This window comes from Streptomyces sp. V2I9 (assembly GCF_030817475.1).
GTDB lineage: Bacteria > Actinomycetota > Actinomycetes > Streptomycetales > Streptomycetaceae > Streptomyces.
Genome location: NZ_JAUSZJ010000002.1, coordinates 3,699,686 through 3,713,596 on the forward strand (window position 1 = coordinate 3,699,686; position 13,911 = coordinate 3,713,596).

The following is a 13,911-nucleotide window of genomic DNA, read 5'->3' on the forward strand; positions in this document are numbered from 1 at the left end:
GACCGCTTCTGACCAGCACAAACACCTCCGGGGGTGCGATGTTCGGAGCACCCCCGGAAACTGTGTAGACTTGGCTCCGCTGCTGATCGCACCATAGTGCGACAGGGCGCGCCGCCTTAGCTCAGTTGGCCAGAGCAACGCACTCGTAATGCGTAGGTCTCGGGTTCGAATCCCGAAGGCGGCTCCATCCGAAGCCCAGCTCAGACCTTCTCTGAGCTGGGCTTCTTTGGTTCAGCGGATGCGGCGGCGACGCCGTGAGCGCTCCGCTCGACTGCCTGCAGTCTCACTTCTGGTCTCAGACGGGCCCGTGGAGGGCCCCGGTGCGAAGGCGTTCCCCATCCGGTGCATGGCGTCCTTGGAGAGGGCGGAACGGCCTTTCACGTAGCGGCGGGTCTGGCTGATCTGGGTGTGCCGGAGGATCTCCATGATGGTGGGCATGTCCACCCCAAGCTCGTTGAGGATCGTCCCGGTGGTGTGGCGGCTGCCGTCGTAAAGTCGCCGGTCGCTGATGCCGGCCTCTTCGAGAAGCTCCTTGAACTCCTCCCAGTCGTCCCGGGGGTCGATCGGCCGGCCGTCAGGGCGCGTGAACACCGCGTCGAACTCCTGCCACGCCTCTCCGGCCTCCTCTCGCAAGGCGTCCTGCTGCGCCTTGTGCGCGCGGAGGTGGGGGATGAATGGCGCGGGGATAGGGACGGCGTTCCGGCTCTTCTTCGTCTTGGGCCGGGTGTAGGTGAGGCCGCCGCCTTTCCGTATGGGGCAGGTGCTGGCGTGGCGAGTGCAACCGGGCGGGCACGGCTTCGGGCAGCCGCGCTTGTAGCCCTTGTGCTTGGTGCAGTCAGGCGGGCAGGGATCGAAGCGGTGGAGGCGTGCACCGCAGAGGTGCGGGTTGGCGCAGCCATGCCGCCAAGTCAGGCGCTGGAGCTGCCACTGCGGGTGGAACAGCTCGGCTTCGAGGTCGACGTACGGCCAGCGGAGTCCCAGTGCTTCGCCTTGGCGGAAGCCCATGCCGACGCCGACGAGCCAGCGCATGAAGGTGGGCCGCTTTGCCGCGGCGAGGAGGAAGGCTTTCGCCTCTTCGACGGTGAACGGGTTCGCTTCGGTCTCGTCGACGGTAGGCGGGTCGACGAGGGTGGCGACGTTCTCCACGATCATCCGGCGACGGTGAGCGATCTTCAGGGCACGGGAGAGGATGCGGTGCACCTTCAGGACGTGGGACGGGGCGCGGCCGGCGCGGAGCATGTCGGCGTAGCAGCGTTCCAGGTGCCCCGGCTGGAGCTTGTCGATCCGGTGCTGACCGAGCCCGGGGACAATGTCGTTGCGGGTTTTGGACCAGTAGTCGTCCAGAGAGCGGGGCTTGAGCTTCAGGCTCGCGATGGTGGTCAGGTAGGTAGTCATCCACTGTTCGACGGTGGGCTTCCGTCCGGCGACGGGTGCCCGCCCCTCGTCGCGGAGCTTCTCCAACGCCCTTACCTTGCGCTTGACTTCGGGTTCGGACTTCGCGCGCCGGTGGCGCCGGTCAGGACTGCCGTCGTTCTTGGTGCCCATCGTGACGCGGCCGTGCCACCAGCCGTCGCTGCCGAGATAGATGGACGATTCGAGGTTGGCCTTACGGGGGCTCATCGTGCTCCTTGCGCGACGAAGCGCGGGCCGGAGGACGTCCTCCGGCCCGCGCTTCGGGTCGTGGTCAGTGAGAGGTGGTCTCCGACGGCATCCCGGCGACGAACGCCTTCAGCACGGCGACCTTGATGCGGCGGCAGCGGCCCTGCTTCACGTACTCCAGGGCTCCGTCGGCCATCAGCTCGTAGACGGTGGAGCGGCCGAGCCGGAGTGCTTCGGCGGCTTCCTCGGGGGTGTAGAGAAGGGGCTCGACGACTCGCGTGGCGGGGTTCAACGGAACATGCCTCCTCGGCGGCGGCCTGGACTGGGGGATAGGTACGGGGAGAGCTGCGAGGCCCGTACCTGTCCTAGGTGCGGATTTCTGCGTCATTGCGTCATCAGCGTCATTCGGCCTTCTGAGCTGCTGTTTCGTGTGACGCAGCGGTGTGGGTGTGCGTCATCGGCGCGTCATGGGCTGCGTCACGGAGGTGACGCAGATGACGCAGGATGACGCAGGCGCGGCCGTCTGCGTCATGCTCGAAGTTGCAGGTCAGGGGCTGCTTTCTGAGCTGTATGACGCAGATGACGCAGCGTCTTCCCTCTTAGGACAAAAGAGGGGGGTGTCTGTTGTAGTGCGCGGCTCAGAGCGTGAAGAAGGAGCCGCGGGGCGGCACGACCTTGGTGCGGCGTTGCCGCCGAACAGCAAGAGGAGCACGTCACGCCGGGTGCTCCTCTTGCTTGTCGAGCGAGCGTGGCGGCGGGTCAGAACGCTGGCCGCTGCTCGTGTGCGGCGGGGGCGGTCTTGCGGGCCATTTCGAGGTAGCGGCCCTCGCTGGTGCGGCCGGTGTCGATGAGGACGCCGCGCGCGGCCAGGGTGGGTTGGAGGCGCTTGAGCCGGTCGGAGAGGACCTTGCCGGTCGTCGGCCACCCTTTGGGCAGAGGGCGCAGTTCGTCACCGCTGTAGAGGCGGCTGAGGGCGTGCAGCCATTCGGTGGACGTCATGCGCTGCTCGCCGCCGGGGTCGATGGTGTCGGCGTGCTGGAGGACGGTCTGCGCGAGGAGGTCGCCCTCGATCACGTCGTCGTTCAGGTCGTCCAGGCTCGCCCGGTACGCGGGCAGCGCCCCGAGACCCGTGGCGACGTCGAGCTGCGCGCAGAGGTGGGCGAAGTCCGCCATCCGTAGATCGGTGGGTGTCTCGGCTTTGGCCGCGCGGACTTTGACCGCGAGGTCGAGGAGGGAGCCGAGGACGACGGGCAGGACCTCTTCGTACTCCGTCCAGAGTTCCGCTTCGGTCCGTCTCACCCGGGGCCGCTCCAGACGCAGGGGAAGGAGCCGTTCGGCGAGGTCCGGGCGGATGACGCCGACGTCGATCCCGGTGAGGAGCATGGGGCGGCGGTAGCGGGCGCGGTGGACGTCTCCGTCGGTGAACAGGGCGCGCTTGACGCTCTCGGCTCCGGTGACGATGCAGCACATGGCGTCGGACAGGTCCGGCGTCATGTGGGAGAGGTTGTCGAGAGCGGTGACCCACCCGGCGGCCACAGCAGCGATCAAGTTCTCCTCATCCTTCGGAGCCCGCCGAAGGTCGCCGCTCATGCCCTCGATGATCCGCACGAGCATCCGCCCGCCCGTCGACTTTCCCGCGCCCTGGGGGCCGGTGAGGAAGGGGGCGGGGACGGGGACGTTGGGGCCGAGGCAGCCGAGGAGCCAGGCGATGGCGAGGCATTCGGTTTCGGCGTTGGCGAAGTTGCACAGCCGCATCAGGAGGTCGATGCCCTTGCCGTTGGTGTCTTTGGCCGGCAGGGGGAGTTCCCCGGTGAGCTGGGTGCGCCGCCAGCACACCTCCCGCGGGTCGGGAACCGTGATCTCCCACCCGGTGGGGTGGATGCGGACGGACTGCCCGTCGGCGCGGCCGAGGTCGAGCCAGGTGGCTCCGTCGAAGCCGGGGGCGACGCGGATGTGGACGGCTTGGGTGTCCTCGGTCAGCGCGAGCGCCTCGATGAGGCCGAGGGCTTCCTTGAGCGAGGTGCCGTTGAAGACGCCGACCTCGTCGCGGAACATGCCGACCATGAGTTCCTGCCGGTGGCTGCCGGTGGTGCCCTGTGAGCGGATCGGCCGGGCGACGGGGTGGTTGTTGCGCTGGGCGTAGACGGTGCCGTCGGCGGTGCGGAAGTACCGGAAGTGGGACTGCGCGTATTCGGTGATGACTTCACGTGCCGGGGTCTTCTCATCCTCGGACATGACTCACATCCCCAATGCCGTGCGGGCGTTGGCCCATGCGTCGGTGCAGTGGCGGGGGCTCTCGCCCTTGGTCTGCGCGGCGGCGAACAGCCGGGCCATGTGGGTCTCGGTGAGGCAGCCGCACCGGCCGTGCTTGGACAGCACAGCGAGGAACGTGCGGTACACCGTGGCGTGCACGCCGCTCGTCGCCCCGGTGATCTGCTGTTCCGCCATCGCGATGCCGCGCTCCAGATAGGCGGGGCTGCGGTGACGGCACTCCCCGCCCCCGGCCGGTACGGGCACGGTGACGGGCCGGATGGGCGACGGCTTCCTGACGACCAGAGCCTGCACCGCGTCGGGCAGGGCGGTCATGGTGCCGTTGCCCTGGCCGAGCCAACGGGCGTAGGACATGGCCGACTTGATGTCGACGCCGTCGCGGACCGCGTTCGCGGACTGCATCGCGCCCCGGTAGATCCAGTGCTCGCCCCGGGTCGTCGCCACGGTGCGGGTGGAGGGGAGCGTGCGGCGGGCCCAGGCGATGGCGTCGGCGTGGTCGAGGTCGACGACGGTGACCCCGGCTTCGCCGGGGCAGAACGCTACTGCTTCGGCCTGCCGCCACGCAGTCGCCCAATCGGGCGAATCGATGGTCGCGGGGTTGACGGTGGCGGCGGCCCATCCGTGGCAGGGGCGGGGGCACTGGCAGGGGCCGGGAGTCTTCATGTTCGGCCGGCCGCCGCAGGCGTTGTCGCGGCAGGACAGGCAGTTCCCGAACGGGATCTTCCCCGCCCGCAGCGGCAGGACCGGCACACCGGTCGCGGCGAGTGCCAGGGCGGTGGTGAGGTGGGCACCTCGGTCCTGGTCTCGCGGGATGGTGGTGGGGTGCGTCATGCTGGGTGTCTCCAGTTCTGTTGAGGGCTGGGAGACAAGGGCGGCCCTGATCTTTTGCCGAGACGGGGGCCGCCCTTGGCGTAGCTACTGGTTGTTCTTGTGCCAGATCGCGAACTCCTGGCGGACGTAACCGCGGGGGTCGCGGGCGCTCTCCGGGTGATCCGGGGCGTACGGTCCGTCGGCGTGGCCGGAGGGCCCGAGCCCGGCAGCGCTGTCGAGGTCCATGAGGCGGCGGGCGGCCTCAGTGGCGGCCTGGGCCGCGTCGCCGGGGGCGTCCTCGCGTTCGTCGGCGAGGGCGATGCGGTCCAGGAGGGCCGCCTTGCGGAGCCAGAACTCACGCCCCAGATCCGTGTACAACGGCCTTTCCGCTGCTGCCCGTGTGGTCCAGCCGATCTCCCGGATGATGCTCGGGGCGTGTGTGTAGGCCTGCTCGGGGGTGGGCCAGGGGTTGGCGTCGCGGAGGTCGGCGGTGATGTAGAGGCGCTCGCCCCCGGAGGTGAGGGAGAAGTTGCTGCGGACGCGGCCGATGGTGAACTGGGACCGCAGGCCGCTGACGACGGCCTCGCGGTCGGCGGCCTCGCAGATGACGCGGATCTCGAACACGGCTCAGTGCTCCTTGGTGATGTCGACGGCGGGAAGCTCGGGGAGCCCGGCCCGGGTGATGGCCTGCGGGTCGTAGCCGGGCAGGGTGGCGCGGGTGATGAGCGCGGTGGCGAGCTGCTCGGCATACGCGGCCCCGGCCCGGGCCACCTCGATCTCGGCTCCGGCGCGCAGGGCTTCGACGCGCTCCACGTGGGCGTGGTCCTCGCGCCGGACCTCGGTCTGCCGGTGGTGGGCGAGGGTGGTTCGGCGGTCGGTGCGCCAGTAGCGGGCGGCGATCCCGTACGCGACGGCGGTGGCCACCGCCCAGAGCAGGATGGGCAGGGACCAGCCGTCGGCGTATCCGGAGACTCCGGCGAGGGCGAGGGCGCCGGAGGTGGCGAACGCGGTCCCGGCGAGGACCCCGTCACCGCCGCTGTGTCCGGCGGCGGCGAACGCGCCGGCGGTTGCGGCCCCGGCCGCGAGGGCGACCATCAACACGGCGTTGCCCGTGCTGTGTTCGGCCCCGTTGGCGTTCCAGATCCGCCCCAGGATCAGCACTGTCGACGTGCCGATGGCCGGGGCCACCTTCGGGGCAGCAAGGGCGGCCCAGTGGCGGTGGATGAGAGGTTCGTTCATTGCACGCCTCACAGGTCCGGGATGGAGTTGATGACGGCGGTGGTGAGTTCGTTGATCGGGGTGGAGGCTCCGGTGGAGGCGAGGAAGTACCCGAACATGACGGCGATGAACGCGGATCCCCAGCCGAGGGAGTTGGAGCGGAGGAGGAAGAACAGGACGAGTCCGAAGAGCAGGACCAGGGAGACGGTGACGGCCACGATGGGCCCCTTTCCGGTGGTGGTCGGCGGTGCAGCGGGTGGGGTGGTCAGCGGGTGCCGTTGCGGTGGAGGCGGGCGGCGACGTTGTAGAGGTGGCGGCCTATCCGGATGCGCTTGCCGGTGGCCTTGCAGCGGCGGCAGTCCTTGCCGCGCTTGGGGCGGCCCTTGCGGTCGGTCTTCGTTGCGAAGCCCCAGCCGCGGCACTTGCGGCAGTTCCCGAACGGCGAGGCCGCACACAGGGATGCGTAACTGAGCGTGATGAACATGAGGAGGGTGCTAGCGAGCAGGGCAGGGGTCATCAGAGGCCTCCCAGGCCGGCTTCCGGGGTTTTCGCAGGTGGGGTGCTAGGTACTAGCGTGCTGATCACGCGGCATATGGGCCGCTAGCGGTGCCGCTAGACCTAGCGAGGGTGGCTGCTAGGTCTAGCGGCGATCCGTGGTCAGCTCGCGTCCCGCTTTCCGTCACGCTCCGCAATCGCGGTGAGGATGCGGGAGCGTTCGATACCGCGCCGGTTCGCGCCCTTCCCGGCCTCGGTCTTGCCCCACACCTGACCGGTGGGGACGCCGTGCGGCTTGAGCGCGGTGGCGAGCTGCTCCGGCTCCCAGCCCCCGTACACGTCCGGGCGGAGGTCGGCGAGGCGGGCGACGACGGTCTCGGACCACAGCTTGGGCTCTTCGGCCGGCACGATGGCGAGGATGTCGGCGAGCAGGTCGAACCCGCTCGTCTCCCGGTCCTCGAACGTTTCCCCGGCGGCGTGGCCGGTGAGGGTTCCGGCTGCTTCGCGCAGGCGGCGGGCCCGCAGCCCGATCACCTCGGCGGTGGGGGCGTCGACGTAGACGGACGAGACGATCCGCGCGTCGGCACCTTCACCGACGAAGTAGTGGATCCCCTTGTCCTTCCAGCTGAACATCGTGGCTCGGATGCCCCGCTTGTAGCTGGACGTACCGAGGACCATGTCGTTTTCGAGCTGGCCCATGACCTTCAGGCACCACCGGGCCGACGCGTTCGCGCTGATCCCGGTGGGCAGGGCCTTCGCGTCCGGGCGCTGCGTGGCGAGCAGGAGCACGATCCCGGTCGCCGGGCCGCGCTTGACCAGGTCGGTGCAGATCTCTTCGAACTCCCCACCGTGCTTGGGGTGCTCGAACCAGACCTGGCACTCATCCACCCCGACCACGATCGGATGGAGCCCGAGTTCCTTCTTGTTCGCCAGCTCAGAGGTCACCTTGGACTCCGGGCAGATATCCCGCGGCAGAGACCGGATCATCTTCGCCCGGCGGCGCAGCTCGGTACGCAGGGCCCGCAGGTCCTCAAGGGCGTACTCGATGTCCTCGTCATCGTCCCCGGCCCGGTGCCGGTGCGAGACCCGCTCGCCCACGGGGTCGAGGTCGCCGGTGCCCTTGAGGTCGTAGGTGTGGACCTCGGCACGGGCATCCAGGGCGGCGATGAGCAGAAGCAGACGCAGCAGGAACGTCTTGCCCATGCGCGGGATCGCGCCGATCACTCCGGCGATGTACATCAGGGTGATGTCGACCCAGCGTCCTCGCTGGTCAGTGCCGAAGGAGACGGGCTTGAACAGGTCGACGGAGCCGCCCTTGATCAGCGGCCACGCGGGCTTCGCGGCGGTCGACATGTCCTGGTCCCCGACCCAGAGCACGAGTCGGCCGGTGTGCTCGTCGGGGACGGCTTCGGGCCAGACGCAGCCGAGCGGGCGTCGGAGGCCGGAGGCGAGCTTGTCCCGGCGTTCGATCACGTCGGTGACCGTGACGCCGTACGGGAGGTCGCCCTCCGCACGCCATCCGGGCCCGTCCCGGGTGATCGGAGCGGTGAACGTGAACCCGTCCCGCCCCTTGCTCTGCACCTGATTGATCGCGGTGATCCCGAGCGCACCCAATGCCCGCAGGACGATGTCGGAGGTGAGCTTGGGAGCCTTCACCATCTCCACGGCCCGGGTGATGACCGGGGCGTCGGCCTGCGTGCCGGCCGACCCGAGGGCCATCAACAGCGCGCCTACGGTGAGGAGTTGGAGCCAGCCGGGGGCGAGGACGTAGATGGCGAGCGCTGCCCCGATCCCGACGAACAGAGCCAGCGTCGCCACGACGGTGCGCAGCCGCACCCGGCCATCACGCTGCCGGGACAGCTTCAGATACTCGGCGGCATCTTCGCGCCGGACGGACGCGAGCCGGACAGGCTCGCCCTCCCGGTCGGCCACCCACCGCATCGTCCCGCCCACGAACTTCGCCGCACCGGCCGGAGCCTGGAAGGCGAATCGGGTGGCGTAGTACGGGGAGCGCAGGGCGTGGTACCCGGCCAGGTGGCCGTAGTGCCCGGTCGCCCACTTCGTGGCGGTCCGGAACTCCTTGCCCGACCGCAGCCAGGCCGGGACGATCGCCCGCCGCTTCGCCCTCATGAGTCGGCCCATGAACCCGGGGCCGACCTCGGTCGGTCCGTCGACCATCACGGGCTCGGTCGGGTCGCCCGACTCGACACCCGACTCGTCGGGCCGGGAGTCGGCCGACCGGTCGGTGGTCGGGTCGGCCGACTCGGTGCGGGCGGATCGGGCCTTGTCGAGGTCGACCACGTCCCCGACCGAGTCGGGTGCGGCGGGGATGTTCCGGTCGGCTTCGGGGCGGTCGGGGATTTCGCTTTCGTCGTCGTGATTCACTGAATGTCCTTCCTAGACAAGGGAGTGGGCACGGGCCCGGCCGACGCTGTGAGAGGTGAGTGGCCGGGCCCATGTCGTTGATGTTCAGTCCCCAGAGCCGCGACGAGGGGCAGGATTCCTGCCCCTCGTTCAAGCGCTCGATTTATGTGCCGGGCTGCTGATCGGGGTAGGCGCAGCCCGGGCACATGCCGAGCGAGGTCGGGATGCAGTACCCGACGTCGACCCGGCACTGCGGGCAGGTGCGGCGCGCGGTCATCGCGGCGGCCAGAGCCGCAGCCCGCCCCGGGGGTCATGGGGCGGACGGGCTTGGCGAGGTCGAGTCGGTAGAGGTAGGCGACCGATACCCCGCCCTTGCGGCGGGCGGCGCGGCGCATCACTTGCGCGGCGACCGGTTGACCACCAGGGCGCAGTCCGCGATCGCGGAGTTGGCGGCGGGTGGCGTAGCCGTCGGGGGCGTACTTCCACGGGAAGGTCGGCACCCCGTAGGTCGTCCCGGTCGGGTCGTAGCACTTGCCGAACGCGGGGGACATCAGGCCACCGCCTTCAGCACCCGGCCGGCGGTGAGGAATTGTTCACCGATCCACCGGCTGTAGGCGGGTGGGATGGCTTCGGTGAGTTCGTCGCGGAGGTCGGTCCAGGTGATGCCCAGGGCCTGTTGGAGTTCGGGCACGGTGGGCTTGCCGCCGCCGTTGCCGTAGGCGGCGACGTACGGGCCGTCGTAGTAGACGCCGTGTCGCCACCCACGAACCCGCCCGCGATGCGCCCGGTGGGCCGGTCGCTCCACGGTCCAGCCGCCCAGTTCGAAGTTGCGGTGGCGGATGACTCCGAGACCGAACATCTCCCCGCACAGGGTCAGATCCTTACGGATCTCCGCCCGCCCGTTGGGCTGCTCGATCAGATACGGCCGTCCCGACTGCTCCAACAGGTGCCGGGTCGGGGCAACGAGGTCGACGTGCCGACCTCCCCACCCCTGGGACCGATTGGTACCCACGGTGAGCGAGCACTTGTCCTGGCACGGCGGTGAGGCGTGCACGAACGCGTACTGCTCGATGTCCCCCGACGCGATCAGTGACGCGAGCCGCTCCAGGGCGTCGCCCCGGTGCATCGGGAAGGGGTAGTTGGGCCGGGCGACGATGTCGACACCCTCGACGTCGAACCCGGCCCGGTCGTACCCGACGCCCGCGCCGCCGGCGCAGCAGAACAGGTCCAGCAACTTCGGACGCCTCACGCGGCCACCCCCGTACCGCGACGGCCGGCACGACGCCCGGACAAGGTGGCCAGGAGCCTGCCGAGTCCGGCTCGGCGGACCCCGGCCCGAGCCTGCTTCGCCGTGTACATCGCCTCATCCGCCCGCCGCAGCAGCCCGGAGAGGTCTTCTCCCGGGTGGTCGGCGGCACGGACCCAGCCGAGCGACACCGTGGTGCGCACCGCCGGGTTCATACCGTCGGCCGGTCGGGCGAGCACGCCGTGGAGCACGGCGAGGAGGTCCGCGATGGTGCCGTGGGTGTCGATGACGACGGCGGCGAACTCATCCCCACCGAGCCGTCCGGCGACCCCGTCCCGACCCACGTAGTGCGCGAGCCGGTCAGCGGTCGCCTTCAACAGCGCGTCCCCCGCGGCGTGGCCGTGGGTGTCGTTGATCTGCTTGAAGTGGTCGACGTCCGCGAGGACCACCACCGCCCGCGGGTCCTTCAACAGGGCACTGGCGCGGCGGGTGAAGCCGTCGCGGGTGCGGAGCCCGGTGAGCGGGTCACGGCGAGCCGTACGCAGGGAGCGGCGCAGCCACACCGTGTGGACCGACCACCCGGCCGCGAGCGGACCGGCGGTGGCGAGGGCTGTTAAGAGGGTGCTCATGCCGCCACCGCCCCAGGCTGCTCGTCACCGGCGCTGTCAGCGTCGTGGTACTGCTCGGTGTTGACGCTGTGGAGCGGGGCGGTGGCGCGTTCGGCCTTGAGGGTGTCGCGCAGGGTGCGGGCGGTGGCCTGCGAGACGCGGACCGCCGTACGGATGCCGTCAGCGGTCAGCGCCGTGTCCGGCCACTCCGTGGTGACCTTCCGCGCCTCGGCGAGGATCTCCTCCGGGGACCGCTTCGCCTTGCCCGGACGGCGCGGAGACCGCTTGTCCTTGGGCTGCGGCTCGGTCTCCGAGGCGTCGGAGGCTTCCGGGGCCGGTGCCGTGTCGGGCTTCGACGGGACAACCGGTTCCTGCTCGGCTGCCGGGTTGAGTTCCCCGAGCTTGAGCAGGACCCGTTCCCGGCGAGGAGTCCGCCGACGCCACTGCCGCCCATACCGCTCGCGCAACTCCGCACGAGCGAGGAGGCGTTCACGTTCCCGGGTGAGTGCGTCGGCGTAGGAAGTGACCTCCCACAGCGTCATCCTGCGCCACAGGGCGAACGTGGAGGGGAAGGCGAGCAGCCACCGGGAGGCCCGGATCTTGTCCATGCGGCGGCCGGTGACCGCGCCGATGCGGGAGGCGTAGATGTGCGCGCCGATCTCGGAGAACACCACCCACAGCAGCGGCATCGTCCCGTGCGCCACCTTCGCCCACAGCCCATGCCCAGCGGACACGTTCAGCCCGCACGTCACCAGCGTCAGAACCCAGGGGACGAAGCGCACCCACGCCAACGGCATGTCCATACGGATGAGGAGGAGGTTGGCCACCGAGAACACCGGGATCGCGACGTCCATCCCGATCGGCACCATCCACGCCTCACTGAATCCCCACCCGGCCGCCGCGTCGGACACGGCGTCGAAGGAGGAGATCAGCCCGAGTGCGCCGACACCGGCGGCGGCGAGAGCGCCGAATCCGGCGAGGCCCATCTCCGGGCGGGTCAGCGGCGGAACCGCCGGCCGCACCGTTTCCTGTGTCGTGGTGCTCATGCCGCACCGCCAATCAGGGGCGGGTTGGTCAGGCCGGTGAGGGTGGAGATTTCCTCGCCGGTGACCGTGGTGCTCTCGTTCATGGCGTGCGCGACCGTGCGGATCTCCCGCCAGAGGTAGGAGATCCGGCGGCGGGCCATCCCGCGAACCTGCCCCCACGACCGGCCGTCAGCCGGAACGTGGCTGCGGCCCAGGCAGTAGCCGTGGTACGCGAGGACGTCGACGGCCTGTTCGCGGTCGTGGTCGGCGGTGCAGGCAAGGGCCCGCTCCGGAGTCCACAGCCCGGCGACCATGAGGTACTGCACCTGCGCGACCTCACCGGCCGCGAGCATCGCCGCGTACTGCCACTCCCCGACCTGCTCCACGTTCAGCGTGGTGGCCCCGGTCAGGCCCCACCCGTCATCCCCCACCTTCCAGGACATGACCTCGCTGGAGACCACGTGAATGCCGTAGGCCATGGCCAGCACCGCATGCCCTGCCTCGTGGAACGCAACGCCCAGACGGGCAGGCTCGTAGTCCAGCGGCATGTCGAACGAGGCCTTGACCGCGCCCCGGTGGTCCAGCAGCAGTTCCGGCTTCGGCACAGACTGTGTAGCGCTCATGCCGCCACACCGCCCCGGTACTGCCGTCGGCCGGCCGGACGGCGGGCGGGGAACAGGGTGACGTTGAACAGCTCCGGGGCGTGGGCCTCGATCGCCTGCGCGGCGACCTGACTCACGCGGTCCGGAAGGTTGGGGTTGTCGGCGAGGATGTCGCGGGCCGCGTCCATCCGGGCCGCGCGCTCCATCTCGCTCTCGCCCTCCACGCCCAGCCAGAGGTCCAGCGGGGTACCGAGGGCCAGTTCGATGAACTCGGTGGTGCTGGCCGCGATGCGACCGGCCACAATGTTCTTCATGGGTCGTGGTTCTCCTTAGCGGTGGAACGGCCCAGAACAGCGGCCCCGGTGTTCGAGCACCGGGGCCGCACGCCGTTCAGATGGGGTTGATCAGAGGGAGGCAGCCGGGTCACCGGCGGCCTGCTGCTGGGGTGTCCACGGCAGCGGCAGATCGTCCCCGGCGGTGCGGGGGACAACGTGCAGGTGCAGGTGAGCGACCGTCTGTGTCGCGGCACTGCCCTTGCTGGTGATGACGTTCGCGGCGGGCAGTTCGGCGGCCAGTTCCGCCGCGCAGGCCATCGTCCGGGCGGAGACGAGCGGGCGTTCTCCGACGTCGGCGGCGTGGGTGTGCGGGATGACCAGGACGTGCCCCGGGGCGACCGGGGCGAGCGGGCGGATCGCGATCACGTCGCCCCACTCACGGACGACGTCCGCCGGTGCGAGTCCGGCGACGATTTCGCAGAACACGCAGGCAGCGACCGTCACCGCTGGACGACAGCCTTGGCGATGTCGCGGTGCTGAACGGTCACACGGTGCCCGGCGGCCGTCAGCCGCTCGGCCAGGGCGCGGGCGAACGTCGGGGCGCGGTGTCGTCCACCGGCGCACCCGTCGGCCACCGTCACGATGCCCGCCGTGGGGCCGGACGCGAACGCGTCGACCGCCGTGGCGGTCGCGTCGACCAGCGCGGTGATGCCGGGCGTGGCGAGCACAGCGGCGCGGACCGGCGCGTCATCGGCGGTCATGTACCGCAGCTCCGGCCGGACGTGCGGGTCACGGAAGTGGTGGCGCAGGTCGATGGTCAGGTGCGCGGCCGGCGGCTCACCGTGCAGGTAACCGAACGAGACGATCTCAACTTCACTCACGATGACTCCCAGGGAAAGAGGAGGGCGGAAGGTCCGGCTCCCCTCAGCCCCGCCCGTACGGCACCGCCGCGAGGGGCGGGCCTGACGGGCAGGGGAGGCAACCGGCCCCGCGATAGCCGCGGGGAAGCACGGTTCATACAGGCGGCCCGTGCTGCTCGGCCGCCGACGCGGTAGGGCGTGGTCACCTGCGCCGGTCCAGCGCCGGTGACGCCCTGCGCATTCGCTTGTTCACGGGTTCCTCCGCAGTGATTCAGGAGGTGGGTGGATGCTCGGTTCTCGAATTCGCTCGGCGCTGCTCGGTCCGGGGAGATCCGAAGTCCCGGACGTCTGAGGCGGCAGCTTCAAGGTGTGCCGATGCGGTTCTTTCGAGTCGGTGGCGTGTCCCCCCATCTGGGGTGTTGGGCCCCGGTGTGACGGGGGCCCCTTCTCGGCCGACTGGTCTCCACTCGCCTCGGCCGGAACGGTCACGGCCGCCGTACTGCGGTGGATCACACTGTTCAGTTGTTGCGCATCCGCC

At 70.2% G+C, this 13,911-nt stretch carries 16 protein-coding genes, 1 tRNA gene and 1 pseudogene; 1 reads left to right on the plus strand and 17 read right to left on the minus strand.

Features of this window, described 5'->3' with window-relative positions:
* The first annotated feature begins 110 nt into the window (after positions 1 to 110).
* Positions 111 to 187 (plus strand) — tRNA-Thr (locus tag QFZ71_RS16265).
* A 44-nt stretch (positions 188 to 231) separates the two neighbouring features.
* On the opposite strand, the gene QFZ71_RS16270 is transcribed toward QFZ71_RS16265, so the two are convergent.
* The 17 genes and pseudogenes from QFZ71_RS16270 to QFZ71_RS16350 form a co-directional block, all read right to left on the minus strand.
* Entirely contained in the window at positions 232 to 1,620 is a 1,389-nt protein-coding gene (locus QFZ71_RS16270) for a tyrosine-type recombinase/integrase (RefSeq protein WP_307668936.1), read from the minus strand.
* Positions 1,621 to 1,684: 64 nt separating this feature from the next.
* Positions 1,685 to 1,891: a helix-turn-helix domain-containing protein gene (locus tag QFZ71_RS16275; protein WP_307668937.1), complete on the minus strand. Its 207-nt coding sequence runs from the start codon at positions 1,889 to 1,891 to the stop codon at positions 1,685 to 1,687.
* A 467-nt stretch (positions 1,892 to 2,358) separates the two neighbouring features.
* The gene (locus QFZ71_RS16280) at positions 2,359 to 3,834 is read right to left on the minus strand and encodes an ATP-binding protein (protein WP_307668938.1); all 1,476 of its coding nucleotides are present in this window, start codon (positions 3,832 to 3,834) and stop codon (positions 2,359 to 2,361) included.
* A 3-nt stretch (positions 3,835 to 3,837) separates the two neighbouring features.
* The gene (locus QFZ71_RS16285; RefSeq protein ID WP_307668939.1) at positions 3,838 to 4,701 is read right to left on the minus strand and encodes a bifunctional DNA primase/polymerase; all 864 of its coding nucleotides are present in this window, start codon (positions 4,699 to 4,701) and stop codon (positions 3,838 to 3,840) included.
* An 84-nt stretch (positions 4,702 to 4,785) separates the two neighbouring features.
* Positions 4,786 to 5,304, minus strand: coding sequence for a hypothetical protein (locus QFZ71_RS16290; RefSeq protein WP_307668940.1), 519 nt, complete (start codon positions 5,302 to 5,304; stop codon positions 4,786 to 4,788).
* 3 nt (positions 5,305 to 5,307) lie between these two features.
* The gene (locus tag QFZ71_RS16295) at positions 5,308 to 5,919 is read right to left on the minus strand and encodes a hypothetical protein (RefSeq protein ID WP_307668941.1); all 612 of its coding nucleotides are present in this window, start codon (positions 5,917 to 5,919) and stop codon (positions 5,308 to 5,310) included.
* Between the two features lie 8 nt (positions 5,920 to 5,927).
* The gene (locus QFZ71_RS16300; protein ID WP_307668942.1) at positions 5,928 to 6,116 is read right to left on the minus strand and encodes a hypothetical protein; all 189 of its coding nucleotides are present in this window, start codon (positions 6,114 to 6,116) and stop codon (positions 5,928 to 5,930) included.
* Between the two features lie 47 nt (positions 6,117 to 6,163).
* Positions 6,164 to 6,415: a hypothetical protein gene (locus QFZ71_RS16305; protein ID WP_307668943.1), complete on the minus strand. Its 252-nt coding sequence runs from the start codon at positions 6,413 to 6,415 to the stop codon at positions 6,164 to 6,166.
* Positions 6,416 to 6,555: 140 nt separating this feature from the next.
* The gene (locus QFZ71_RS16310) at positions 6,556 to 8,778 is read right to left on the minus strand and encodes a cell division protein FtsK (RefSeq protein WP_307668944.1); all 2,223 of its coding nucleotides are present in this window, start codon (positions 8,776 to 8,778) and stop codon (positions 6,556 to 6,558) included.
* A gap of 142 nt (positions 8,779 to 8,920) precedes the next feature.
* Positions 8,921 to 9,308: pseudogene (locus tag QFZ71_RS16315) on the minus strand (RRQRL motif-containing zinc-binding protein).
* A complete protein-coding gene (locus QFZ71_RS16320) occupies positions 9,308 to 10,006 on the minus strand; it encodes a DNA methylase (protein ID WP_307668945.1) in 699 nt (232 codons plus the stop codon). Before QFZ71_RS16320 ends, QFZ71_RS16315 begins: the two are co-directional and overlap by 1 nt.
* Positions 10,003 to 10,632 carry a GGDEF domain-containing protein gene (locus QFZ71_RS16325; RefSeq protein WP_307668946.1) on the minus strand — a complete coding sequence of 210 codons (630 nt, stop codon included), beginning with the start codon at positions 10,630 to 10,632 and terminating at the stop codon, positions 10,003 to 10,005. Before QFZ71_RS16325 ends, QFZ71_RS16320 begins: the two co-directional genes overlap by 4 nt.
* Positions 10,629 to 11,657, minus strand: coding sequence for a DUF2637 domain-containing protein (locus QFZ71_RS16330; RefSeq protein ID WP_307668947.1), 1,029 nt, complete (start codon positions 11,655 to 11,657; stop codon positions 10,629 to 10,631). Before QFZ71_RS16330 ends, QFZ71_RS16325 begins: the two co-directional genes overlap by 4 nt.
* The gene (locus QFZ71_RS16335) at positions 11,654 to 12,259 is read right to left on the minus strand and encodes a hypothetical protein (protein WP_307668948.1); all 606 of its coding nucleotides are present in this window, start codon (positions 12,257 to 12,259) and stop codon (positions 11,654 to 11,656) included. The genes QFZ71_RS16330 and QFZ71_RS16335 overlap by 4 nt, the downstream gene beginning before the upstream one ends.
* Positions 12,256 to 12,552 (minus strand): hypothetical protein, encoded by a 297-nt coding sequence (locus tag QFZ71_RS16340; protein WP_307668949.1) that lies wholly within the window; start codon positions 12,550 to 12,552, stop codon positions 12,256 to 12,258. Before QFZ71_RS16340 ends, QFZ71_RS16335 begins: the two co-directional genes overlap by 4 nt.
* A 90-nt stretch (positions 12,553 to 12,642) precedes the next feature.
* On the minus strand, positions 12,643 to 12,999 hold the full coding sequence (locus tag QFZ71_RS16345) for an HIT family protein (RefSeq protein WP_307668950.1): 357 nt from the start codon (positions 12,997 to 12,999) through the stop codon (positions 12,643 to 12,645).
* 14 nt (positions 13,000 to 13,013) lie between these two features.
* Entirely contained in the window at positions 13,014 to 13,397 is a 384-nt protein-coding gene (locus QFZ71_RS16350; protein ID WP_307671477.1) for an RNase adapter RapZ, read from the minus strand.
* Between the last annotated feature and the right edge of the window lie 514 nt (positions 13,398 to 13,911).

Bases quoted from the DNA above. Each gene is read 5' to 3' on its own strand.
- QFZ71_RS16270 (WP_307668936.1), bottom strand. From the start codon at position 1,620: ATGAGCCCCCGTAAGGCCAACCTCGAATCGTCCATCTATCTCGGCAGC.
- QFZ71_RS16280 (WP_307668938.1), bottom strand. From the start codon at position 3,834: ATGTCCGAGGATGAGAAGACCCCGGCACGTGAAGTCATCACCGAATAC.
- QFZ71_RS16285 (WP_307668939.1), bottom strand. From the start codon at position 4,701: ATGACGCACCCCACCACCATCCCGCGAGACCAGGACCGAGGTGCCCAC.
- QFZ71_RS16295 (WP_307668941.1), bottom strand. From the start codon at position 5,919: ATGAACGAACCTCTCATCCACCGCCACTGGGCCGCCCTTGCTGCCCCG.
- QFZ71_RS16305 (WP_307668943.1), bottom strand. From the start codon at position 6,415: ATGACCCCTGCCCTGCTCGCTAGCACCCTCCTCATGTTCATCACGCTC.
- QFZ71_RS16325 (WP_307668946.1), bottom strand. From the start codon at position 10,632: ATGAGCACCCTCTTAACAGCCCTCGCCACCGCCGGTCCGCTCGCGGCC.
- QFZ71_RS16330 (WP_307668947.1), bottom strand. From the start codon at position 11,657: ATGAGCACCACGACACAGGAAACGGTGCGGCCGGCGGTTCCGCCGCTG.
- QFZ71_RS16335 (WP_307668948.1), bottom strand. From the start codon at position 12,259: ATGAGCGCTACACAGTCTGTGCCGAAGCCGGAACTGCTGCTGGACCAC.
- QFZ71_RS16340 (WP_307668949.1), bottom strand. From the start codon at position 12,552: ATGAAGAACATTGTGGCCGGTCGCATCGCGGCCAGCACCACCGAGTTC.